Source organism: Flavobacterium sp. GQ95 (assembly GCF_059758655.1).
Window position 1 is genome coordinate 953,768 of the sequence record NZ_JCAXEB010000001.1, and the last position, 24,875, is coordinate 978,642.

Sequence of the window (24,875 nt, forward strand, 5' to 3'; positions counted from 1 at the left end):
AAATGGATACCAATTTAGCTTTAGTCTTAGTTTTATCTCCTTTTTTAGGATTTTTAATCAATGTTTTTTTCGGGAAAAGCTTAGGAAAAACAGTTTCTGGAATTATCGGAACTGCTTCTGTAGTGATTTCCTTTCTTATAACAATTTTCTTTTTTAATCAAATTACATCAACTGGAAAAGCCATTCAGGTAACTTTATTTGACTGGATCCAGATCAGTAATCTTCATGTTAATTTAGGATTTTTATTAGATCAATTATCAGTTCTTTGGTTGCTTTTTGTTACCGGAATTGGATCATTGATTCATTTATATTCAATCAGCTATATGCACGATGATGAAAATATGCATAAGTTTTTTGCGTATTTAAATCTATTTGTATTCTTCATGATTACATTGGTAATTGGAAGTAACCTATTAGTTTTATTTATTGGTTGGGAAGGTGTTGGACTTTGCTCGTACTTATTAATTGGATTCTGGCATAAAAATCAGGACTACAATGATGCTGCAAAGAAAGCTTTCATCATGAACAGAATTGGAGATTTAGGTTTATTAATCGGAATGTTCATTATTGGTTCAATGTTCTCAACTTTAGATTATGCAACTTTAAAAACGGCAATTGCAGGAGCAACTAACTTAAACTTACCTTTACTTTCGTTAGCAGCTTTATGTTTGTTTATTGGAGCTTGTGGTAAATCAGCACAAATTCCATTATACACCTGGTTACCTGATGCGATGGCCGGACCAACTCCAGTTTCTGCATTGATTCACGCAGCAACAATGGTTACTGCAGGTATTTTCATGGTAACAAGATTAAACTTTGTTTTTGATCTGGCGCCAGACGTTCAGACTGTAATAGCTATTGTTGGAGCTGTAACGTCATTAGTAGCGGCAACAATTGGTTTGGTACAGACGGATATTAAAAAAGTATTAGCCTACTCTACTGTTTCTCAATTAGGTTTAATGTTTTTAGCCTTAGGATTTGGTGCTTATGAGGTAGCTGTTTTCCACGTAATCACACACGCATTCTTCAAAGCTTGTTTATTCTTAGGATCAGGATCTGTAATTCACGGATTGCATGGAGAACAGGATATGCGTAAAATGGGAGGTTTGCGTAAAGCAATGCCAATCACATTCTGGACCATGTTAGTTTCTTCATTGGCAATTTCTGGTGTACCATTTTTCTCTGGTTTCTTCTCTAAGGACGAAATCTTATTAACGGCTTTCCACCATAGTATTCCATTATATATTATTGGATCTATTGCTTCAATCATGACTGCTTTTTATATGTTCAGATTGATGTTCCTTACTTTCTTTAAAGATTTCAGAGGGACTGAAGAACAAAAACACCATTTACATGAAAGTGACGGATTAATTACTTTCCCTTTAATGATTTTGGCAATTCTGGCAACTTTTGGAGGTCTTATCAGTCTTCCTGGAAACAGTTGGTTAAATGAATATATGGCCCCTCTTTTCACTAAAGTGGCCGGAGAAGAACATCATTTGGGTACGACAGAATATACCTTAATGGGAATTGCTGTTTTAGGTGGATTTATAGGTATTTTTATTGCTTATATCAAATATTTTAAACAAGATAATGTTCCTGAAGCTGATGAAAATATTACTGGTGTAGCCAAAGTTTTATACAACAAATATTATGTAGATGAACTTTACGATGCAATATTTGTACGCTCTATAAACGGATTATCAAGATTCTTTAGAGACTATGTTGAAACTGGTTTATCTGCAGTTGTTTTCGGATTAGGTAAAGTAACTAATGAACTGGCTTTTCAAGGTAAAAAATTACAAAACGGAAGTATCGGATTATATCTATTTGCCTTTGTTTTAGGTCTTTGTGCCATTATTTCCTATATATTTTTAGCTCAATAATTTTATAACTATGAACGTTTCTCTTATATTAATTATTCTTTTAATTGGTGCATTTGTCACTTATTTTGTTGGTGATAAACTGGCATCAAAAGTAGCTTTGTTCTTTAGTTTGGCAGCTTTGGGCTGTTCGGTTGTATTGTTAAATCATTTTTGCGCTGGAGATAACATCAGTGTAATTAATGCCTGGATTACACAACCTAAAATTTCATTTGCGCTGAATGCTGATGGATTGGCAATTGCTATGCTTCTGTTAACGGTAGCTTTGACGCCTATTATTATATTCTCATCTTTTGGGAATGAATATAAAAATGCAAAAGCCTTTTATGCTTTAATTTTATTTATGGCTTTTGCAATGACAGGAACTTTCCTGGCGGCAGATGGTCTTTTATATTATATTTTCTGGGAATTAGCCTTAATCCCGATTTACTTTATTGCACTTATCTGGGGTAATGGAGATGCTGAAGAACGCAGAAAAGCAGTGGTTAAATTCTTTATTTACACACTTGCCGGTTCCTTGTTCATGTTGGTTGCTTTCATTTACTTGTACCAAAAAGCCGGAAGTTTCTTAATCGAGGATTTATACAAACTAGATTTATCTGCTGATGATCAGTTATGGATATTCTTAGCTTTCTTCTTAGCTTACGCAATCAAAATTCCAATTATTCCTTTCCATACCTGGCAGGCGAATGTTTACCAAAAAGCGCCAACAGTTGGAACTATGCTTTTATCTGGTATCATGCTAAAAATGGGATTATATAGTGTTATTCGTTGGCAATTGCCAATTGCACCTCTTGCTGCAAAAGAATACATGGATATTTTCATCGCTTTAGGAATTGCTGGTGTAATCTACGGATCAATAGTTGCTTTGAGACAAAAAGATTTAAAGAAATTATTGGCTTATTCTTCTCTTGCTCACGTTGGATTAATTGCTGCAGGAACTTACACTTTAACTGTTGATGGTTTACGTGGAGCAGTTCTACAAATGATTGCTCACGGTTTTGTTGTAGTTGGATTATTCTATGCTGCTGAAATTATTTACAGAAGATTCGAAACGAGAAACATTTCAGAAATGGGTGGTATTCGTATCCAATCGCCAAAATTCACTTCTATGTTTTTAATTTTGGTTTTAGCTTCTGTAGCTTTGCCAAGTACTTTTAACTTCGTTGGAGAATTTACTGTTTTGTATAGTCTTTCTCAAATCAATATTTGGTTCGCTGTTATAGGCGGAACAACTATTATTTTAGGAGCTTATTATATGCTTAAGATGTTTCAAAGTGTAATGTTAGGGGAAACAAATTCGAAAACTTTTGCAGATGTATCTGTTAATGAAGGAATTTCATTAGTAGTGATTATTGCTGTTTTAATTTTCTTCGGATTTTATCCAAAACCAATTACAGATTTGATTACACCAAGTTTAGAAACGATTTTGAGCGTTATCAATAAAAATTAATATTTTAAATAAAAATAAATTAGGGCATCTGTAGTTTGGATTTCCTAAATCAAAAAAGCAAAAATGAATACATTAATAGCTATAACAGGATTGGGTATTTTCTGCCTATTATTTGAAATTCTTAATTTAAGAAAAGCCATTGTTCCAATTACCATTCTTGGTTTATTGGGCGTTTTGGCACTTAATTTTTCTGAATTTGGATCAACAGAAAGTTACTACAACAATATGATCACAGTGAGTAAATTCTCGATTGCGTTCTCTTCATTGTTTATTATCCTGACCATTTTCTTAGTAGCATTAAGTCATAATTTCTATGAAAATCATCCAACCAAAATTTCAGATTTTGTTGCTATAAAAATATTTTTATTAGCCGGAGGAGTTGCGATGGTTTCTTTTGGAAACTTAGCGATGTTTTTCTTAGGAATAGAAATTTTATCAATTGCTTTATATGTACTTGCTGCAAGTGAACGATTGAATCTGAAAAGTAATGAAGCTGGGATGAAATACTTCTTGATGGGATCTTTCGCATCAGGAATTATCTTATTTGGTATTTGTTTAATTTACGGTGCGATGGGAAGTTTTGATGTTGTTGAAATTAGCGAAAGTTCTTTATCAGCTGAATTACCAATCTGGTTCCCAATCGGAATGATATTAATGACTATTGGTATGTTGTTTAAAGTAGCTGCTGTTCCATTTCACTTTTGGGCTCCGGATGTTTACGAAGGATCGCCTGCTTTGACAACTGCTCTAATGAGTACTTTGGCAAAAGTGGTAGCTATTGCAACACTTTATAAATTAATTTCGGCTTTAAATTTAATTCCATCACTAGAAAATCAGGATTTATTAGGAACTTTTGAAACTATTGTAGTTATCATTTCTATTGCTTCTATGACTGTTGGAAACATAATGGCATTACGTCAGGTAAATGTAAAACGTATGTTGGCATTCTCAGGAATCTCACATGCAGGTTTTATGTTGATGACTCTGTTAACGATAGCAACTTCAGCAGGAGTATTGTTATATTATACAGCAGCTTATGCATTAGCAGGAATCGCTGCATTTAGTGTTATTTTATACGTTTGCAAAAATCAGGACAACGAAGATATCACCAACTTTCATGGTTTAGGAAAAACTAATCCTTTATTGGCTGCAATTTTAACTGGTTCCTTATTATCGATGGCAGGTATCCCGATTTTCTCCGGATTTTTTGCCAAGTTATTCCTGTTCAACCAGACAATCGAAGCTGGTTACATCGCTTTAGTGATTGTCGCTGTTATTAATTCAATCATTAGTGTTGGCTATTATTTCAAACTAATTTTAGCTATGTATTCTAAAGAACCAAATCAGGAACGTACCGGAAAACCATTTCTTATTTATGCTGTTGCAATAGTTTCAATGATATTAAATATTGTTTTAGGTTTGTTTCCATCTTTAGTTTTAGATTTATTGAACTAAATTCAACTATAACATACATCAATCCATCAAGAATTTTTTTGATGGATTTTTTGTTTTAGCACCAATTCTTTCAGAAGAAAATTTCATGTTAAAAATTTTACAGAAATAATTGCACTTCAAAAAAACTCCATATATTTGAGTACAATTAAATGTATTAGAAATATGAACTTCAATTCAAAAAATCCATTTTTAAGCGACAAGCGTTTTTCATCAAATGCTGTTTCAAAAGCTGAAGAAGTGCACGAAGCAAAGATTATTGATTACAATCAGGAAATGACTTTGTCAGGTACTATCAATAAGACAGCTATTTTATTTTTAATTTTAACGGCTGCTGCTATGGTAACATGGTGGATGGCATTTAACGGAATGAATCCTATTGTGCCTGCTTTTGGAGGTGCTATTATTGGTTTAATTCTGGTTGTTATAGCTTCTTTCAAACAGCATCTTTCTCCTTATTTAGCTCCAGGTTATGCCTTGTTTGAAGGTTTATTTATTGGTGGAATCTCTGCTATTTTTGAAATTAAATATCCAGGTATTGTTGTCAATGCTGTTAGTGCAACTCTAGTAACCTTCTTAGTTTGCCTGGGTTTATATAAATTTAAAATTGTAAAAGTTACAGAGCAATTCAAGTCTGTAGTTATTGCTTCTACACTAGCAATTGCAACATACTATTTGATTTCATGGCTTGCTTCTCTAATTTTCAATTTCACACCGGTACATTATGGAAACGGTATGATGAGTATCGGAATTAGTGTTTTTGTAATTATCATTGCAGCTTTAAATCTTTTCTTAGATTTTGATCAAATCGAAAAAGGAGTCCAACAAAGAATGCCAAAATTCATGGAATGGTTTGGCGCTATGGGATTAATGATCACCCTTGTTTGGTTATACGTTGAATTTTTAAGATTACTTTCTAAATTATCAAGTAAAGACTAAATTTACTTCAACATATTTTAAAAGCCTTTTTGAAGTTTTCAAAAAGGCTTTTTTTATGGTTTCAAACTCTCCAAAAAAAGAATTAAAAATTCAGCTTAATTTTTATCTCCCTTAAAATTCTAGTCAAAAAAGAAGAGAAAATTATCATCCAAAATCATTTTCTTCCTTAAAATTTCTCATCTCTAAAATAAAAAAGTAATTTTTTTCCTTCAAAATATTATTCAGACATACTTCTTTCATTTTTATAAAAAATTGCTAGACTCCCAGTAAAATTTCTTACATAAAACTTCTAAGAAAGCCAGCAAAATTAACACTTCACAAGATTTAAATTTTGTATGTAATAAATTACAATTAATGCAACTTATTACATAATTACTAATATAATATCAATATTTTTACATAATGTGTTTTTTTATTCTAAAATAAATACGAATTAAGAAAAACTTTATATTTTTGTGTAATCGATTACAATTAAATATTGAAAATTGATAAACAAAAAACCACTTTATTAACTATTAACCACTTAAACCAAACAATTATGAAAAAAAATCTACTTTTTCTAGCGCTCTTTTTTATAACAGTCCAAATTTGGGCACAACAAATTAATGAAGCTTCTGGCTGGCTTGAATCAGCTTTTGTAAAATGGCAGCCCGTAAGCGGTGCCCAAACATACAATGTCTACTACACAGGGCAAGGTGTAACAGACAAAAAAATTGATGATCAGCTTATCCGTAGTTATGGAAGTTATTTCCGGGCTGATATCCCTGGATTACAAGCGGGAACATACACGGTAAAAGTAAAACCTGTAATTTCTGGTGTAGAAGGAACTGGAACAACAACAGGTAATTTAACTGTTTCAGCTCAGGATCGTAATGGATTTGCATTTGCTGGCGGTCGCGTTCCGGGAGGATACAAAGCTGACGGAACTCCAAAAGACAATGCGGTGATTCTTTACATTACTCAAAACACCAAAAATACCATTTCCATGAATATCACTGGTGCGAGTTCAAATCCGTGTATTGGTTTACAAAATATTTTGTATGCTATTAAAAAAGGACAAGACACTCGTCCATTTATCATACGTCTAATCGGGAATATTACAGATATGACCGTTATGGAAGGCGGAGATGTTGTAATCGAAAATTCAAACAATGCTTCAAGTTATTTAACAATTGAAGGTATAGGAACTGATGCTGTAGCTAATGGCTGGGGTGTTCGTCTTAAATCGGCTTCTAACATTGAAGTTAGCAATCTTGGATTTATGAACTGCAACAGTACAGCAGGAGACAATGTTGGAATGCAGCAAGATAACGATCACATTTGGGTACACAATTGCGATTTATTTTATGGAAACGCCGGAAGTGACGCCGATCAAATAAAAGGCGATGGTGCCTTAGACAACAAAACGTCAACATACATTACTTTGTCATACAACCACTTTTGGGATAACGGAAAAGCGAGCCTTTTAGGATTAAGCGAAGGAACGACCAGCGGCTTATATATCACTTATCACCACAACTGGTTTGACCACTCTGATTCTCGTCATCCCCGTGTTCGCTATTATTCTGCGCATATTTATAACAACTATTTTGATGGTGTTTCTAAATATGGTTCAGGTTCGACATTGGGTTCTTCTTTATTTGTTGAAGGAAATTATTTCCGTAACAGTAAACATCCAATGTTAACGTCATTACAAGGAACAGACATTTGGGACGAAGCGAATCAGGTAAATAATGCCGGAACTATGGGGACTTTCTCAGGTGAAGCCGGAGGATCAATCAAAGCTTTCAATAATACTTTTGACGCTTCAAACGGAACAAATAATATGCGTTTTGTTGCTTACAATGATCCTAATCCTTTATATAACATCTCTGGAAAAATTAGCTCAACAACTGACTTTGATGCTTATGTTGCATCAACAAGAGGTGAAACTGTAAGCAGCGCCGTTAAGTCTAAATCTGGAGCAAATGTTTACAACAACTTTGATACTGATGCTGCATTATACGTTAAAAACTTAGTTGTAGATCAGCCTGCCACTGCTAAAACAAAAACGACACAATACGCAGGTCGTGTTTCGGGAGGAGATTTAAAATGGACTTTTGATAATAGTGTAGATGATACTTCTTCACTTGTAATTACAGCACTTAAATCGGCATTAACTAATTATAGCGGAACTTTAGTAGCGGTGCAGGGAGAAGGAAATCCTCCTGCAAGTTCTCAAACCTTAACTTCTACAAGTAATAATAATCAAACCGTAACAAGCGGAACAGCTATTGCATCCATTGTATTTACCTGGGGGGGTAGTGCTACAGATGCAACTGTAACAGGGTTGCCAGCCTCAGGAATTAGTTTTGTAAAAAATAGTACGACTAAAACAATTACTATTACAGGAACTCCAACAGCAACATTGTCTTACTCTATTGCTACAACGGGATCTGGCACTCCTGCAACAGGATCAGGAACAATTACAGTTAATCCGGCAGGAACTCAAACGTTAACTTCAACGAGTAATAACAATCAAACTGTTGCCAGTGGTACTGCAATAAGCTCAATTGTTTTCACTTGGGGAGGAACTGCAACAGATGCAACTGTTACTGGATTACCGGCTTCGGGAATTAGTTTTGTGAAAAATACTACGGCTAAAACAATCACGATTACCGGAACACCAACAGCAACTTTGTCTTACTCAATTGCAACTACAGGAACTGGTACTCCAGCAACAGGATCCGGAACAATCACAGTTACAACAGGAACACCAAGTGGAGATCAAAATCATAATTTCACCACTTCAGGAAAAACCAGTTCATTTTATACTATTACCGGAAATATGAATTCAACTCCGGGATCTGTAACTTATGCAGGACTGACTCTAACAGCACGCTTAAAAATTGAGTCTAGCACTTCTATTACTTATACTACTGCAAGTGCATCAACATTAACTTTGGTTTTTGATTCTAACTTTACAGGAACAATTAAAGTAAACAACGTTTCTTATACCGCATCGGCTGGAATAGTTACAGCTTCAATTCCTGCAGGTTCAAATACTATTACTAAAGGATCTGTTGCAAACTTGTTCTACATCGGTACACATTATACTGGAGGAACTGCACGTATGGCACAGACGACAGAAGTTGTTGCAGAACCTGAAACTGCAAAAATGATTTTATATCCAAATCCGGTCGCTGATGTTTTATATCTAACTAAATCAACTCAGACAGTAGAAAAAGTTTTAATTTACAATATGTCTGGTACATTAGTAAGCAGCACAGGAAAAGATGCTGAAAGTATAGATTTAAGCAATCTTATTCAGGGAACTTACTTAGTAAAAGTTTATACGAATGATGGTTCATTCAACCAAACTATTCTTAAAAAGTAAAAATTTAAGACAATTCTAAAAAGTAAAAGGCTTCCAAATTTGGAAGCCTTTTATATTCTATAAGTTTTGAAGATTTATTACAAATCAAATTTTATTCCTTGTGCCAGAGGCAAACTTGTAGTATAATTGATTGTATTTGTTTGACGACGCATATAAATTTTCCAGGCATCAGAACCTGATTCGCGACCACCTCCGGTTTCTTTTTCTCCACCAAAAGCACCTCCAATTTCAGCACCCGAAGTTCCAATATTTACGTTTGCAATTCCGCAATCTGATCCAACCACAGATAAAAATCTTTCGGCTTCACGCAAATTATTTGTCATAATTGCAGAAGATAATCCTTGTCCCACTCCGTTTTGAATTTCGATCGCATTATCAACTTCACCGGAATATTTAATTAAATATAATACAGGAGCAAATGTTTCATGCTGTACGATTGCGAATGAATTTTCAGCCTCGGCAATTGCAGGTTTTACATAACAGCCACTCTCGTAACCATCTCCTGAAAGTACTCCGCCTTCTACTAAAATTTTCCCACCTTCCGCAACAACTTTGTTTAGAGCGATCGCATACATTTCGACTGCATGAGTATCGATAAGTGGTCCGACATGATTGTTTTCGTCAAGCGGATTTCCGATGCGTAATTGTTTGTAAGCTGCTACTAAAGCATCTTTAACTTTATCATAAATACTTTCGTGAATAATTAAACGACGAGTTGAAGTACAACGTTGTCCCGCAGTTCCAACAGCTCCAAAAACAGCTCCAATTACGGTCATTTTAATATCAGCATCCGGAGTTACAATAATGGCATTATTTCCTCCTAATTCTAATAATGATTTCCCTAAACGTCCCGCTACAGCCTGTGCAACAATTTTCCCCATTCGGGTTGAACCTGTTGCAGAAATTAAGGGTATACGGGTATCTTTTGTCATTAACTCCCCTATTTTGTAATCTCCATTAATTAAACATGAAATTCCTTCCGGAAGATTATTTTCTTTAATTACCTGTGCAATAATATTTTGACAAGCAATTCCGCATAAAGGTGTTTTTTCAGAAGGTTTCCAGACACAAACATCTCCTGAAATCCAGGCTAAAGCCGTATTCCAGGCCCAAACTGCAACCGGGAAATTGAATGCCGAAATAATCCCGACAACTCCTAATGAATGATATTGCTCATACATACGGTGTCCAGGCCTTTCAGAATGCATGGTTAATCCGTGCAACTGGCGAGATAAACCCACTGCAAAATCACAGATATCGATCATTTCCTGAACTTCTCCGTAACCTTCCTGCAATGATTTCCCCATTTCGTAAGAAACTAACTTACCTAAAGCTTCTTTATTCTGACGTAATTTTTCTCCAAACTGACGTACAATTTCACCACGTTGTGGTGCAGGAATCATACGAAATGTCTTGAATGCTTCCGTCGCCGAACGCATTACTTTTTCATAATCTTCCTGAGTTGACATTTTTACTGAAGCAATTAATTTTCCGTCAACTGGTGAAAAACTATCTAAAATTTCTCCTGAGGAAAAATTTTGTAATCCTGTTGATGTTCCGTCATTTATCAATTTGATGCCCAATTTATCCAGAGCTTCATTCATTCCAAATTGCGATGCTATTGTTGTCATTGTAACTTTTTTAGTTAAAATTGTTATATTTTTTCGTAAAGATATTATTTCGAGATGAATTTCAATGAAATTGTGTCGTTAAAATCAAAGTAAATTTAGGATTAATAAATGTCTATTTCTGAAATATGAACTAATTTATTCGCTTTAATTCATGAAATTTGCAGGAACAAAATTATATAAACATGTCCATTTTCAATCGATTTTTAATCTGTTTACTTTTAATTACAGCAAATGCTTTTTCTCAAAAAGAACAAAAATCCTCTTTTCAGGTTGTTCCTTTGGGAGTTAAAGGTGGTATTGATGAAAAAAATCTATCAGCTTATTTATTGGCTCCAATCAATACGAACGATTATATCAGTTTAGACGCCGGAACTATAAATGCAGGAATTGAAAAAGCAATTGAAAATAAAGTTTTCAAAGTTTCGACAAGCGAAGTTTTGAGGAAATATATAAAAGGTTATTTCATTTCGCATGCACATTTGGATCATGTTTCTGGATTGATTATTAACTCTCCAGCCGATTCATCTAAAACTGTCTACGCTACTAATAAATGCATGGAAATGATGGAAAACCATTATTTTAATGATCAAACCTGGGCTAATTTTGGAGACAAAGGTCCTGGAACTCCATTAAAAAAATATCATTTTCAAACTTTAAATATTGGTAAAGAAACTCCAATTACGAATACTACAATGACGGTTAAAGCTTTTCCGTTAAGCCATGTTAATCCTTTTGAAAGCACTGCTTTTTTAATTAAAAATGGAGATTCTTACGCTTTATATTTAGGAGATACAGGACCTGACGCTGTTGAAAAAAGTAATAACCTGAAAGATTTATGGACAGCAATTGCTCCGCTTGTAAAAAACAAACAATTAAAAGGAATTTTTATTGAAGTATCCTTCCCAAATGAACAGCCAGACCAATTTTTGTTTGGCCATCTGACACCAAATTATTTGATGAAAGAACTTCATGTTTTAGAAGACTTAGCAGGAAAAGACACTTTGAAAGGTTTTAAAATTATAGTCACACATTTGAAGCCGCCAACTAAAAATATTGTAAAGCTTAAAGAACAGATCAAAAATCAGAATGATTTAGGATTGCAAATTATTTATCCTGAGCAGGGGAAACGATTTGAATTGTAGTTTTTTTTAGCCACAGATTTCACAGATTAAACGGATTTTTTAAACGTTGAACTCAATACTTCTTATGAAAATAATTCCCCTAGCCCTGATGGGAGGGAAAATCCTTTTGTGTCCGCCGCGGCGGACACAAAAGATTTGGAAGGACAGCAGGAAATAGCTCCTTAAAATTAGTATTATTAAACTCTCCTAATTATTTCTTCGCCACAAACCTCGGATCAGATTCCATTACAGTTCCGCAATTATCACAAGTTCTTAAATCTTGTGAATTGTAGAAATGTTCAAAATGAGGCAAGAAATCTCTCTCGATATTGTGCAATTCAAAATACACTTCGTATAATTTATGATTGCAATTATCACAATGCCAAAGCAGTCCATCAGTATATCCTTGTCCGGCACGTTTGCGCTCGATTACCAATCCGATTGAACCCGCAGAACGAACTGGAGAATGCGGAATTTTAGCAGGATGAAGATACATATCGCCGGCATTTAATTCCATTTCTTTGCGCTCACCATCTTCCTGAATTACGACTTTTATGCTTCCTTCAAGTTGGTAAAAAAGCTCTTCGGTTTCGTTATAATGATAGTCTTTTCGGGCATTTGGACCCGCCACAATCATTACAATATAATCGCCGGAGTCTATATATAGATTTTTATTTCCAACTGGTGGTTTTAATAAATGACGGTTTTCGTCGATCCATTTGGTAAGATTGAAGGGTTTTGCTATTGACATTTTCTTGAAGTACTGAATTTATATTTAGCTAAGTTAAGGAAAAGTTTCCAGTCGCGGTCGCAGTTTTCAGTCCAAAACTGAGACTGTGACTGTGACCGTAAACTGTGACTATTTTTTCTCTTTTATCAAATAAATATAAACGGGGAAATGATCACTAAAACCAACTTCGGTTTGACTATGACGCAACGGATATCCTTTATATTGGCCTGAAGTCTGAACTAGATACGGCCTACTGAAAATACCAGATTTCCAAAATTTAAAAGAGGTGAAATCGGGCTGTATTAAAGATTGTGTCATCATAATTTGATCGAAAATATCCCAGGAATCTCTAAAAGCAATTGTTCCCATTCCCTTATTTGCCATCTCTTCAAACGGATTAAAAATACCAAATTCAGGAACTTTTGTTTTTTTCGCCTTTGCCTCTAAAGCTATTTTTACACTTTTATTATATGGCCCATCGTTTAAATCGCCCATTGTAAAAACTTTTGCATTCGGGTTAATCATTTGCAATGAATCAATAATTTTTCGATTTAATCTTCCTGCAGCTTCACGAAATTGGCTCGAAGCTTTTTCTCCACCCGATCGCGACGGCCAATGATTGACGATAATACTTATTTCTTCGCCTTCTAAAAATCCGGTTATTAAAAGCTGGTCTCTGGTAAAAACACGATTATTGTCTTTTGTAGTTTCCATTTTATCTTCGAGTTCATCGTCAGGTTCTTCTTTTTTCTCTTCTTTTATTGCTACCTTACTTTTATAAATTAATAGCGGGATATTAGAAAATGAGGTTGGTTTGAAATATTTCTTTTGATACAGTAAAGCCACATCAATTCCGCGTTTATCAGGCGAATCAAAATGAATGATTCCGTAATCAAAAGAAAGTAATTTGGGTTCTTTAATTAAATCTTCTAAAACGCCACGATTTTCAATTTCAGAACCTCCAATAATTGTTGGTGCATTTGGATTTTCAGGAGTACCAATTTCTGAAATTACTCTTGCGATATTTTTTAATTTCTGATGGTATTTTTCTTCTGTCCAATGTTGTGCTCCTGTTGGTGTCCATTCGTCATCGTTTATATTAAGGTCATTATTGGTGTCAAAGAAGTTTTCGAAATTGTAAAAAGCTACAGTGTGAATAATATATTTTTTGGATTGCGCCTGAAACGAAAGAGAAAACAGAATAATTAAGCTAAAGTAAGATCTGAATAATGGCATATATTTTATTTTAAGTTACAAATTAAGAGAATTTATCACTTTGTAGGAAATTTCAAATAAAATTGTTTACTAAAATTTCTATATTTGTTTTTTACTACTTATAAAAACAAATCATGAACACAGACAATCGACAATATAATAGGGAACACTTATTTCGTGGTACACTCCTATTTCTTATTTTTGTCTTACAATCATTCACCTGTCAATCTCAACAAAACATGATCACACCACCTTATTTACAAAAAGGAGATACTATAGCAATTTTAGCAACTGCCCGAAAAAATATCGATGATAATCTTAAACCTACTATAGATTTATTACATAGTTGGGGTTTGGAAGCTGTTATTGGAAGCACAATTGGGCTTGATGTGAACCAATTAGCCGGAACAGATGAACAGCGTGCCGTTGATTTTCAGAAGCAGTTGGACAATCCGAATATTAAGGCGATTTGGTGCGTTCGTGGTGGCTATGGAACAGTAAGAATGATTGATCTTCTTGACTTTACCAAATTCAAACAACATCCAAAATGGATTATTGGCTTTAGTGATGTGACTGTTTTGCACAATCATTTAAATACAATGGGTTATAAATCGATTCATGGAATAATGCCTGTAACGATTCCGCGGGCGACTCCTGCGGCTATTAGTTCTATGAAATCGAGTTTGTTTGGTGAACCTTTATCATATTCTGTTGGTCCGGATAAAATGAATCGTTTCGGAACAGCAACCGGTGAATTAGTTGGAGGAAATTTATCTATTTTATACAGTTTATTAGGATCACAATCGGCGATAGATTGTAAGGATAAAATTCTGTTTATAGAAGATTTAGATGAATACTTATATCATATTGATCGTATGATGATGAATCTTCGTCGCAACGGATGCATAGAAAACCTGAAAGGAATTGTTATTGGAGCCATGACTAAAATGAAAGATAACGAAGTTCCGTGGGGAAAAAATGCACTTGAAATTGTGGATGATGTGACTAAAAAATACAATATTCCTGTCATTTTTAATTTCCCAGCCGGGCACATTCAGGACAACAGAGCTTTAATTATGGGTAGTACTGTTACTATTGATGTGAATGCATCTGGAAGTACACTTACTTTTAAAAAGTAAATTCTGCCCGATCTATCCTTACTTAAGGAAAAGCTTTAAATACCACACATAAAAATCTCGCAAGGATGCGAAGTCGCAAAGTTTTAATTTAATTCTTTGCGACTTTGTGTTTTTGCATATATGACAAACTCATAACTCTTAACTTATAATTCATAACTCAAAAAAAATGGCTGAACACAATGAACTAGGAAAAAAAGGTGAAGAACTGGCTGTAAAATATCTTCAGGAAGATGGGTATGAAATATTAGATCGAAACTGGACTTTTCAGAAAGCCGAAATTGATATTATTGCACAAAAAGATAACTATTTGGCCATAGTCGAAGTTAAGACAAGATCGAGTTTAGATTTTGGAGATCCACAGGATTTTGTGAAACCAAAAAAAATTCAATTACTCATAAAAGCAGTAAATGCCTACATAAACGATAGGGAAATGGATTTTGAAGACACGATCGAGGTTCGTTTTGACATCATTGCGATCCATAAAAACGGCGAAACATTTGCAATTGAACATCTTACTGACGCTTTTTATCATTTTTAACATAATTTTTTATTGTTATAATTGTAACAAATTGTTTTTTTATTTATATTTGCAAAGATTTTTAACATCACTATTAAACTAAACCAACACAATTAAGTTACAAAAAAAAGAAAAAAAATTATGAAAACCGTTTCTTCAATCGTCGAAAATTACATCAAAACAAAGCCGTTTTTATTAAATGCGTTATCTCTCGGAATTATTAATTTAACTTCTCTGTCCCGGAACATTATGACCGAATTAGAAAGTGAATTTGGTAAAGAAGTAAAACAAGGCGCTGTTGTAATGTCTCTTAAACGACTTACCGAAGAATTAGATTTTAAATTGAACCACAAAATCAATAAAGTCATCAAGAATATTGGTGAAATTACGGTTCGATCTGAGTTGACGGATTACACCTTTGCAGCTTCAGAAACTGTCCTGAACAAACAAGCCGATTTAATTTCTGATATTAATGCCTTATCTGATATCTTTTATACCTCATCTCGTGGAGTAAATGAAACCAACATAGTGGTCAGCAGCAGCGTCAATCATTTAGTTGAAAAACACTTTATGCGTGAAAAATTGATTCAAAAATTGGATAATTTAGCTTCAATTACAGTAAAATTACCAAAAGAAAATATTGTAGTTCCTGGTATTTATTATTTCATTTTCCAACGTTTAGCATGGGAAGGAATTATCATAAACGAGGTAATTTCGACTTCAAATGAATTTACCATTTTAGTGGGAGAAGATCAGGTTGATGTTGCTTTTAAAGTGATTAAAGATTTGAAGAACTAATTAATTCAAATAATCCGCTGGATTTTATCATACAATCCTTTTGTCTTTTGAACCAGACAAAAGGATTTTTTTGTTCTTATTGAATTCTCTACTTCAATTTTCTTTTTCGTAAATAAGAATATTCTCAAAAGACAAATTCTAAATTAAATAACAATTTAGTAAAGCGTCAAAAATACACTTACTTGACAAAAAGCCACTTTTGGACTGTTTTTGCCTCATTTATTCAAAAAACGTTATAAAAATAAGAATTAAGTTTTTTTATATATAATTTGTTGCGAATAATATTTTTATATATTTGCTGAAGTCAAGCCCCAATCTTCAGTTTGACAGTACACTATAATTAGAATTAAATAGAGGCTAATTAAATTGCTAGAAACAAATATCCATAGCGAAAGATTATTGCTAAGTGAACTCAAAAAAGGCAAAGAAAAAGCATTTCGCCAACTTTTTGATTTATACTATCAGGACATCTATGGTTACAGCATTAGTCTTTTAAAATCGAAGGAAGCAGCAGAAGAAAATGTTCAGGATGTTTTTATGAAAGTCTGGTTGCATCGTGAAAACTTAAATCTGGATCAATCGTTTAAAGCCTATATTTTTACTATTACAAGAAATCAGGCTTTTAATACCCTAAATAAAGCTGCAAACGATCTGGCACTTAAAGAAGCTGTTTTTTACGAAAGTCAAAAATCGCATGAATCTGGAGATTATTCCATTAGGGAAGATGATTGTAAAAAGCTTCGAAAACAGGCCATGAAACAGCTCCCTCCAAAACGAAAACAAATATTTAAAATGTCCCGAAAGAAAGGCATGAGTTACGAAGAAATTAGTCAGGAACTCGGCATCTCTATAAATACAGTCAGGAACCAAATGAGTAAAGCATTAGAATCGATGCGAGTCTTTTTTCACGTTCATGATGAAATTATCTAAACCAAAAAACCATTTAACCATTAAAATCATCCTCTTCGGATGATTTTTTTTTGCAGATAATCGCACGCAAATTAGACAGATTTTCGCAAATTTTAATAATCCGATCCTATAATTACAAAGGATCTAAAAAATATCGACAATTATTCTAAACATAGCCCGCGGTTTCAACCGCGGGAGACGGATGTGATTTGGATCGTGATTATGCATTATTTATATATTGCGTCACCGCGGTTGAAACCGCGGGCTATATTTGAAAAAATATGATAAAAAAACAATTAAAAATCGCCGTAAGCCTGTTTAAATTTCTTCAATCTACGGGCAAACAACAATTTAATTAAAAAAAATATTTTTTTTTAATTATCTTAAAATCAATTTGTTATAATTTTTTTCAGCTTTTTAAATGTTAAAATTAAAAAATTTATAACATTTGAGTAGTACTCAATTCCTTTTCAACTGTATTATATCAGAACCGGACCTAAAAACAATTCGTAATGAATTCAAATTCAGAAATAAAAAACCTTTTACAAAAGTTTGTTTTAAACCAATGTACCCCCGAGGAAACAAATGAAGTAATTGCTTATTACAAAAAAAATCAACTTACAGACGACTTTCCGACTGTAGAAGACATTCAAAATCTTTTGGGTGAAATGCCAAAAATGAATCACCAAACTGCCGATGATATTTTCTTAAATATTTTGAGTGCTGCTAAAGAACAAGAAACGACAATTTCTATTGCGCCTAAAAAATCAAATTTCAGAAAATACATTTCGATTGCTGCCTCAGTAGTTGTTTTATTAGGAATTGGTCTTGCTTACCAAAAAGGAGCTTTCAATACCAAAGCTGAACCGAAATTCGATTTTAAAAGCACTGATATTGTATTGCAGTTAGAAAATGGAAATATTCAGATTATCTCAGAAAATAATAAAGTTGAAGTTAGAGATGCGAACGGCAATGTAGTTGGAAATCAAGACGGAGATAAAATCGTTTACGACAATAATTCTGATTTAGAGAAAGTCGCTTATAACACCATCAAAATTCCGTATGGCAAAAGATTTCAATTACAATTGTCTGATGGAACGCTTGTTCATTTGAACTCGGGCACCACTTTAAAATATCCTGTAAAATTTATTGCCGGCGAAAACAGACAAGTATTTTTAGAAGGAGAAGCTTTTTTTGATGTTGCCAAAGACAAAAAACATCCTTTCATTGTGAATGCCGACAATTTAAATGTGCGTGTTTTAGGAACGCATTTTAATGTTTCAAATTATCCTGAAGATACTGCAACAGATGTTGTTTTAGTAGAAGGTTCAGTTGGAATGTACAACATACATGAAGAGTTTGATGCTAATAAAAATACTGTTCTGAAACCAGGCCACAAGGGAAGTTTCACTAAAGAAAATAATATGATTTTTACAAAACCTGTTATCACCGATATTTATACTTCATGGATCAATGGCGGGCTTACTTTCAGAAATATGACTTTTAAAAATATCATTACAAAACTGGAAAGACGCTATAATGTAACCATTGTAAATAAAAACGAAAAATTGGCGAACGAGAAATTCAATGCTAGTTTCAGCGATGAGTCAATAGAGAAAGTAATGAGCTATTTTAATGACATTCACGGCATTAATTACACCATAAAAAACAATCAAATACTAATTAAATAACCACTAAAACCAATGAAAAAGCATGAAGAGAAAATACTAGAATAAAAAAATCGGAAAGAGCTGCGAACAATTTCCGATTAACTAAGTGATTGAATATAACGAATTAACTACAATCAATTAACAAAATTATGAAAAAAAAATCAAAGAATACTGGGTTTTTATACCGAGTGTTCCAAAATGACCTAAAATTGAAACTAACCACACTACTTATTTTGGTCGCCATGTTTAATATTAGAGGGAATACTTATGCCCAAAGGACGAAAGTAACCCTGGAATTAAACAATTCAACAATCGAAAAGGTTATTGAGACCATAGAACAAAAAACAGATTTCAGGTTTATCTATAAACTAAATGATATCGATTTAGATCGTGTTGTTTCCATTTCTGTAAAAGATCAGCCTATATATACCGTATTAGATAAGCTTTTTAAAGGAACTCCAACTGAATTTAAGGTTAGGGACACTCAAATTATCCTAAAAAAACCAGAGCTTAAAACTGAAGCTGCTATCTATCAAAAACAAACGGTTTCCGGTATTATTACTGACGAAAATGGTTTGCCTTTGCCGGGAGCTTCTGTTCTTGAAGAGGGAACCAGAAATGGTATGGTTACCGATTTTGATGGTAAATACAAAATTACTGTTGAAAGCAGTTCAGCTATAATTATCGTGAGTTTTGTGGGGTACAAAGAAAAAAGAGTAACTGCTAACCAAACTATTATAAACATCCAGCTTCTTCCGGATGCTACAGACTTACAGGAAATTGTTGTAGTTGGTTACGGTTCTACAGCCCGAAAAGATGTTACAGGAGCAGTTTCTTCAATAGCGGCAAAAGATATGAATCAGGGTGCGATCGTTAATCCGTTGTCGTTGATTTCAGGAAAAGCTGCTGGTGTAAATATTACGCAAATAGGTAGCGAGCCAGGTGCAGGACCAAGCGTTCGTATTAGAGGTATTTCTTCTTTAATTGGAGGAAATGATCCGCTTGTAGTAGTTGATGGAATTCAGGGAAATATGGATTTATTAAATCAGGTTCCACCAAGCGAAATTGAAACTATAGATGTTTTAAAAGATGCTTCTGCTACAGCTGTTTACGGTTCAAGAGGAGCGCCTGGGGTTATCATTGTAACTACTAAAAAAAATAAAGCCGGAAAAACTACGATGGAATATGTAGGTTATACTTCTATCGATTTTATTCCAAAAAAACTAGACATGCTTGATGCAAACCAATGGTGGGAAACTGCTCAAAGTGTTGGTGTACCGGCTTCAGCAAATCACGGTTCAAGTACAGATTGGTACGGTCTTTTGACTGAAACGGGAGTTACACAAACACATACATTATCATTTGGTGGAGGAACTGATAAATTTAATTACAGAGCTTCTATAACCGCTATTATGCAGGATGGAGTTGTAATTAATTCCAGTAATCAAAAATACATTGGACGTATTCAGGCAACTCAATTGGCTCTTAATGACAAATTAAAATTGACTTTCAATTTAAATACCGGAGTAAATAATACTACGAATAGTATTGGAACTATTGGAACAGTTGCATATCAATCTAACTTAATCACAAATTCATTATTGGCCAGACCAACTGATCCTGTTTTTAATACTGATGGAACTTATTTTACAGATGCAACCGTATTTCATTATTTAAATCCTTATGCCGCTGCGCAAGAAGTTACAAATGAAAGACAAGACGATAATTTATTCGGAAGTTTAAAAGCAGATTTAGATTTAGGAAAAGGTTTTTCAGCAAACTGGTTTGGTAGCTGGAGAAAAACAAATTTAACGATAGGATATTACATGCCGGAAGAATCAACAGATTCTAATGCAATTGAGCAACACGGTTTTGCTAATATAGATAATAAGAGACAAAACGAAAAATTAACCAATTTAAGTCTTACCTATAAAAAAACCTTTGGCATCCATAGTTTTAATGCATTGGCTTTATACGAATGGCAAAGCCAAACTTATCAGGGTAATTATACTCAGGCGAGAGGTTTTATTAGTGATGAAGCCACTTATAATGCACTTCAGTTTGGTGATATGTCTAAAGTGAGAGCTTCAGACATCAGATCTTATAAAAACGACAGATCTTTAGTTTCTTATTTAGGAAGATTAAACTACTCTTTATTAGACCGTTATTTATTAACAGCAAGTATCAGACGAGATGGTTCATCTGTATTTGGTGCCAACAACAAATGGGGGAATTTCCCATCCGCATCTGTGGCATGGCAAATCAACAAAGAGTCATTCATGACCAATCAAAATTTGTTTAATGAATTAAAATTACGTGTCGGATATGGTGAAACGGGTAACCAGCAAGGTCTTAATCCACAAACATCATTACCATTAGTGGATAGTGCAGGAAATATTTATTTTGGAGGTTCTATTATCACCAATTTTACCATTTCTCAAAATGCAAATGCTGATTTGAAATGGGAAACCAAAAAACAAACTAATATCGGGCTTGACTTTGCTCTATTAGAAAATAGATTAAGAGGTAGTCTTGATGTTTACGATTCAAGAACAGATAATCTTCTATTTGATTATACTGTACCTCAGCCCCCTTATCCTTATAATAAAATTAAAGCCAACGTAGGAAGTATTTCAAACAAAGGTCTGGAGGTTGCTCTTGCTTATGATGTTATTAAAACGGACAACAGCACACTAACACTTGCAGGAAACGTATCGTTCATGAAAAATGAAGTACTTAATTTAAGTGGTAGTATTAATGGTATTCCTTTAAATACAGACTATGTTAATTGGGGAGCACCAAATTCTTTATTGGTACAAGGAAAACCAGTTGGTTCATTTTATATTTTAAAAAATAATGGTAAAAACGCAAATAGTGTAGAAACAGTAGCAGATATTGACGGAAACGGTATTATTGATCAGGGTGTAAGAAGTGCAGATCGTTATTATGCAGGTTCAGCATTGCCAACTTACACTTTTGCATTTAATCCATCTTACAGATACAAAAACTTTGATGCTTCTATGTCAGTAAGAGGTTCCGGAGGAAATAAAATCTACAACAATCTTAATCAAAGGTTAAGCATGTTAGAGAATACGGGTAGTTCAAACGTTTTACAAAGTGCTGTTGACAAAGGGATCTTTTCTTCTCCATACGGATCTGATTTATGGTTAGAAGATGGTTCATTTGTACGTTTAGAAAATCTTACTGCCGGATATAGTTTCCGTTTTACTGATAAATATGTAGATTCTATTCGACTTTCTCTTACGGGAAACAATTTACTGCTAATTACAGATTATACAGGTGTTGATCCGGAATTAAACATAAGCGGAAGTGGTGATCCTAATGATAATTTTGGTGGTGATAAAGGAATTTATCCACGTACCAGAAGTGTTACATTTGGTTTGACTGTAAAATTTAAATAGTAAAAGAAATGAAAATTAAAAATATAGTAGTAGCAGGAAGCGTGTGTTTCCTAACACTTTTTAGCTGTACAGATATCAACGAAAACATATACGACAAATATCAACCGGACAGCTTTTACGGAACTCCGGAGGGAGCCAACATTGCCCTTGCCAGTGTGTATGCAGAAATCCCAGGTGACTTTGAACGTAAAAGTGTACCAGGTGTTGGTTATGCCGGAGCTGATAACGGCTGGTATGACATGAACTGTATGTCCTCAGACGAGCAGGTAATTCCGCATAGAAATGACGGTAACTGGCAACAGGATTTTGCCCGTCTGCACAAACATGAATGGCTGCCAAGCGAATTCATTATTAATAATACCTGGAACTGGTTGTACAAATCTGTTTTCAATGCCAATTTAGCGGTTGAATTATTAGAAAAATCAAATGCTGAAGCTTCAAAAATTGCTGAAGCAAAAGTATTACGTGCTTTCTTTTATTATCTATTAATTGATGATTTTGGTGATGTTCCTTTTTTCACGGACAACAACATTACAGTTGATAAAATTCCGCAATCAAGCCGTAAGGAAGTTTTTGCATTTATAGTAAAAGAATTAACTGAAAACGTAGAATTACTTTCTGTTACAAAAGGAGGAAATTATTACGGAAGATTTAATAAATGGGCTGGATATACGCTATTAGCAAAAGTATATCTGAATGCTCAGGTATACACAGGAGAAGCAAAATGGAACGAATGTTTAGCCGCTTGTAACAAAGTTAGCGAAGGTGGTTTTTCTTTACATTCTGGTGCAGAAAACGCTGCTAGTCCGTTAGGAAATAAATATTACGAATTATTTGGAGATGTACTTCCTGATGATGAAACTATTTTACCGATTTTCGCAACTCTTGATGTTGTTTCCCGTAATATTTATGGTATTCGCAGCGTTTATGGGCCTCACGGTAATACTTTATTTGGATTCAGTGGCTGGAATGGAACTATAGTCCCTACTGATTTCTTCCTGAAATATGCTGTAAATGATGTTCGTAGAAAACAATTTTTATTTGGAGAACAACCAGGCGGATTTAATTATACTCTTGAGGTTGGTTCTTTAGACAATCCGGGAGCGCCACCTCAGGCGGGAGTTCGTAATGTTAAATTTTTTCCTGCCGGAACAAAAACTGGCGGAGGAGCATCGAATGACTTCCCTATTTATAGATATGCTGATGTAATCTTAATGATGGCAGAATGCAATGTCCGTTTAGGAAATCCAGCTGCTGCAAAACCTTTTATTGATCAAATCAGACAACGTGCAGGTTTAGATGGTCTGGCTGCAAACCCAACTCTTGATGATATTTATAACGAAAGAGGATTTGAATTAAACTGGGAAGGGCACAGAAGACAAGATATGATTCGTTTTGACAAATTTTTACTGGCAAACGAATTCAGACCAGCTTCTCCTGCCTACAGAAAATTGTTCCCAATTCCAACATCTGCTTTAGATGCTAATCGCGGACTTAAACAAAACCCGGGTTACTAAAAAACAAAAACTATTATGAAAAAATATATAAATAAATTATTCGTACTAGGCAGTTTGCTTTTTTTAGCTACTTCCTGCGAAAGCGAAGGTCAACTAACAACCTTAGCAAAAGTTAGCTTTCCTTCTGCGATTGAAGCTTCATCAAGTACAATAGTACTTAAAGAAGATACTTCAGATCAATCAGCTTTACTTGTTTCCTGGTCAAAAGTAACGTATCCTATTGCGGCGCCTGTAACCTATGCTATACAAATTGATTTACCTACCGATATCAAAGGAAGCGAGGCCTGGGCAAAAGCGAAACGAGTTGAAGTGGGAGAAGATGTTTTAAGCAAATCTTTTACCGGAGCAGAATTAAATAAAATTGCCACAGACTTAGGGCTAAAACCTAACGTTGCCGGAGAATTAGTAATTCGTGTAGAATCTTCCATGGATCATAGAGTGTATTCAAATCCTATTTCTATAACAGTGACGCCTTACCTGAAAACCGTTGTTATAGGCGAAATCTATATGCCGGGAAGTTATCAGGGATGGGGTATAGAAACAGCAGCTGCTTTAACAGAAATCCAATTAGGAGTGTATCAGGGTTATATGACTGTACCAACTGGTGCAGGTCCCGGATTTAAATTAAACAAAGCAAGAAACTGGGCTCAATTCTACGGGGCAGGCGACACAAATGCTGATTTAAAAAACATGAGCGATACTGATTTGACACTTCCTGGAGAAGGTTCATATCAAATAAAAGTAAATTTAAATACTTTAAAATGGAGCTCTACGCCATATGCTTGGGGAATTGTTGGAACTTCTCAGGCAGGAGGCTGGGATAATAGTACTCCTATGAGTTACGATCATCAAACCAAAACATGGAAAGTGACTGCCAACTTAGTGCCTGGAGCTTTAAAATTCAGATTAAACAATAGTTGGACTATTAATTATGGACCAGCAGATCCTTCAACAAATACAATTAATTTCGACAATGGAGGAGCTTATGACATTCCTGAAGCGGGACTTTATGAAGTAAATTTCAAGATTAATGAAGTAGATCCTGTAACTAATGGTTACCCAAAAACTGCAACTTGTACTATAGTTAAAAAATAATCTATCAT

Annotated in this window: 17 protein-coding genes; 14 read left to right on the top strand and 3 right to left on the bottom strand. The window is 34.2% G+C overall.

The annotated features are described in order from the left end of the window. Positions 1-2 precede the first annotated feature (2 nt). The 5 genes from nuoL (at position 3) to AC6CH4_RS04120 (ending at position 9,103) form a co-directional block, all read left to right on the top strand. Complete coding sequence (nuoL, locus tag AC6CH4_RS04100) at positions 3-1,886, top strand: NADH-quinone oxidoreductase subunit L (RefSeq protein WP_498100394.1); 1,884 nt, start codon at positions 3-5, stop codon at positions 1,884-1,886. A gap of 10 nt (positions 1,887-1,896) precedes the next feature. Next, positions 1,897-3,336 carry a complex I subunit 4 family protein gene (locus AC6CH4_RS04105; RefSeq protein ID WP_498100396.1) on the top strand — a complete coding sequence of 480 codons (1,440 nt, stop codon included), beginning with the start codon at positions 1,897-1,899 and terminating at the stop codon, positions 3,334-3,336. A gap of 63 nt (positions 3,337-3,399) precedes the next feature. Beyond that, positions 3,400-4,791: an NADH-quinone oxidoreductase subunit N gene (locus AC6CH4_RS04110; RefSeq protein WP_498100398.1), complete on the top strand. Its 1,392-nt coding sequence runs from the start codon at positions 3,400-3,402 to the stop codon at positions 4,789-4,791. A gap of 162 nt (positions 4,792-4,953) precedes the next feature. Next, positions 4,954-5,727 carry a Bax inhibitor-1/YccA family protein gene (locus AC6CH4_RS04115; RefSeq protein ID WP_192186364.1) on the top strand — a complete coding sequence of 258 codons (774 nt, stop codon included), beginning with the start codon at positions 4,954-4,956 and terminating at the stop codon, positions 5,725-5,727. 538 nt (positions 5,728-6,265) lie between these two features. Beyond that, positions 6,266-9,103 carry a pectate lyase family protein gene (locus AC6CH4_RS04120; protein WP_498100400.1) on the top strand — a complete coding sequence of 946 codons (2,838 nt, stop codon included), beginning with the start codon at positions 6,266-6,268 and terminating at the stop codon, positions 9,101-9,103. Positions 9,104-9,180: 77 nt separating this feature from the next. On the opposite strand, the gene amaB is transcribed toward AC6CH4_RS04120, so the two are convergent. Beyond that, positions 9,181-10,734, bottom strand: a complete 1,554-nt coding sequence (amaB, locus tag AC6CH4_RS04125) for an L-piperidine-6-carboxylate dehydrogenase (protein WP_498100402.1) — start codon at positions 10,732-10,734, stop codon at positions 9,181-9,183. Positions 10,735-10,916: 182 nt separating this feature from the next. On the opposite strand from amaB, the gene AC6CH4_RS04130 reads away from it, so the two are divergent. Then, positions 10,917-11,876, top strand: a complete 960-nt coding sequence (locus AC6CH4_RS04130) for an MBL fold metallo-hydrolase (RefSeq protein ID WP_498100404.1) — start codon at positions 10,917-10,919, stop codon at positions 11,874-11,876. A gap of 190 nt (positions 11,877-12,066) precedes the next feature. Here AC6CH4_RS04130 and AC6CH4_RS04135 read toward each other — a convergent pair whose 3' ends face one another. Then, a complete protein-coding gene (locus AC6CH4_RS04135; RefSeq protein ID WP_498100406.1) occupies positions 12,067-12,606 on the bottom strand; it encodes a 3-hydroxyanthranilate 3,4-dioxygenase in 540 nt (179 codons plus the stop codon). Between the two features lie 108 nt (positions 12,607-12,714). Continuing rightward, the gene (locus AC6CH4_RS04140) at positions 12,715-13,821 is read right to left on the bottom strand and encodes an endonuclease/exonuclease/phosphatase family protein (protein ID WP_498100408.1); all 1,107 of its coding nucleotides are present in this window, start codon (positions 13,819-13,821) and stop codon (positions 12,715-12,717) included. Between the two features lie 218 nt (positions 13,822-14,039). Between AC6CH4_RS04140 and AC6CH4_RS04145 the strand changes: the two genes are divergently transcribed. From AC6CH4_RS04145 to AC6CH4_RS04180, 8 genes are all read left to right on the top strand, one after another. Further along, positions 14,040-14,939, top strand: coding sequence for a S66 peptidase family protein (locus AC6CH4_RS04145; protein ID WP_498100410.1), 900 nt, complete (start codon positions 14,040-14,042; stop codon positions 14,937-14,939). 166 nt (positions 14,940-15,105) lie between these two features. Continuing rightward, positions 15,106-15,477 carry a YraN family protein gene (locus AC6CH4_RS04150; RefSeq protein ID WP_498100412.1) on the top strand — a complete coding sequence of 124 codons (372 nt, stop codon included), beginning with the start codon at positions 15,106-15,108 and terminating at the stop codon, positions 15,475-15,477. Positions 15,478-15,597: 120 nt separating this feature from the next. Beyond that, a complete protein-coding gene (locus AC6CH4_RS04155; protein WP_008466087.1) occupies positions 15,598-16,254 on the top strand; it encodes a hypothetical protein in 657 nt (218 codons plus the stop codon). Positions 16,255-16,620: 366 nt separating this feature from the next. Beyond that, positions 16,621-17,184, top strand: coding sequence for an RNA polymerase sigma factor (locus tag AC6CH4_RS04160; RefSeq protein WP_498100414.1), 564 nt, complete (start codon positions 16,621-16,623; stop codon positions 17,182-17,184). A gap of 491 nt (positions 17,185-17,675) precedes the next feature. Beyond that, the gene (locus AC6CH4_RS04165; RefSeq protein WP_498100416.1) at positions 17,676-18,854 is read left to right on the top strand and encodes a FecR family protein; all 1,179 of its coding nucleotides are present in this window, start codon (positions 17,676-17,678) and stop codon (positions 18,852-18,854) included. A gap of 188 nt (positions 18,855-19,042) precedes the next feature. Then, a complete protein-coding gene (locus tag AC6CH4_RS04170; protein ID WP_498100418.1) occupies positions 19,043-22,255 on the top strand; it encodes a TonB-dependent receptor in 3,213 nt (1,070 codons plus the stop codon). Positions 22,256-22,263: 8 nt separating this feature from the next. Then, a complete protein-coding gene (locus AC6CH4_RS04175) occupies positions 22,264-23,772 on the top strand; it encodes a RagB/SusD family nutrient uptake outer membrane protein (protein ID WP_498100420.1) in 1,509 nt (502 codons plus the stop codon). A 15-nt stretch (positions 23,773-23,787) separates the two neighbouring features. Continuing rightward, positions 23,788-24,867 (top strand): SusE domain-containing protein, encoded by a 1,080-nt coding sequence (locus AC6CH4_RS04180; protein WP_498100422.1) that lies wholly within the window; start codon positions 23,788-23,790, stop codon positions 24,865-24,867. Positions 24,868-24,875: the final 8 nt, after the last annotated feature.

Coding starts and splice junctions, on each gene's coding strand:
- AC6CH4_RS04135 (WP_498100406.1), bottom strand. CDS start 12,606: ATGTCAATAGCAAAACCCTTCAATCTTACCAAATGGATCGACGAAAAC.
- AC6CH4_RS04130 (WP_498100404.1), top strand. CDS start 10,917: ATGTCCATTTTCAATCGATTTTTAATCTGTTTACTTTTAATTACAGCA.
- amaB (WP_498100402.1), bottom strand. CDS start 10,734: ATGACAACAATAGCATCGCAATTTGGAATGAATGAAGCTCTGGATAAA.
- AC6CH4_RS04140 (WP_498100408.1), bottom strand. CDS start 13,821: ATGCCATTATTCAGATCTTACTTTAGCTTAATTATTCTGTTTTCTCTT.
- nuoL (WP_498100394.1), top strand. CDS start 3: ATGGATACCAATTTAGCTTTAGTCTTAGTTTTATCTCCTTTTTTAGGA.
- AC6CH4_RS04165 (WP_498100416.1), top strand. CDS start 17,676: ATGAATTCAAATTCAGAAATAAAAAACCTTTTACAAAAGTTTGTTTTA.
- AC6CH4_RS04145 (WP_498100410.1), top strand. CDS start 14,040: ATGATCACACCACCTTATTTACAAAAAGGAGATACTATAGCAATTTTA.
- AC6CH4_RS04175 (WP_498100420.1), top strand. CDS start 22,264: ATGAAAATTAAAAATATAGTAGTAGCAGGAAGCGTGTGTTTCCTAACA.
- AC6CH4_RS04115 (WP_192186364.1), top strand. CDS start 4,954: ATGAACTTCAATTCAAAAAATCCATTTTTAAGCGACAAGCGTTTTTCA.
- AC6CH4_RS04150 (WP_498100412.1), top strand. CDS start 15,106: ATGGCTGAACACAATGAACTAGGAAAAAAAGGTGAAGAACTGGCTGTA.
- AC6CH4_RS04105 (WP_498100396.1), top strand. CDS start 1,897: ATGAACGTTTCTCTTATATTAATTATTCTTTTAATTGGTGCATTTGTC.
- AC6CH4_RS04110 (WP_498100398.1), top strand. CDS start 3,400: ATGAATACATTAATAGCTATAACAGGATTGGGTATTTTCTGCCTATTA.
- AC6CH4_RS04180 (WP_498100422.1), top strand. CDS start 23,788: ATGAAAAAATATATAAATAAATTATTCGTACTAGGCAGTTTGCTTTTT.
- AC6CH4_RS04120 (WP_498100400.1), top strand. CDS start 6,266: ATGAAAAAAAATCTACTTTTTCTAGCGCTCTTTTTTATAACAGTCCAA.
- AC6CH4_RS04155 (WP_008466087.1), top strand. CDS start 15,598: ATGAAAACCGTTTCTTCAATCGTCGAAAATTACATCAAAACAAAGCCG.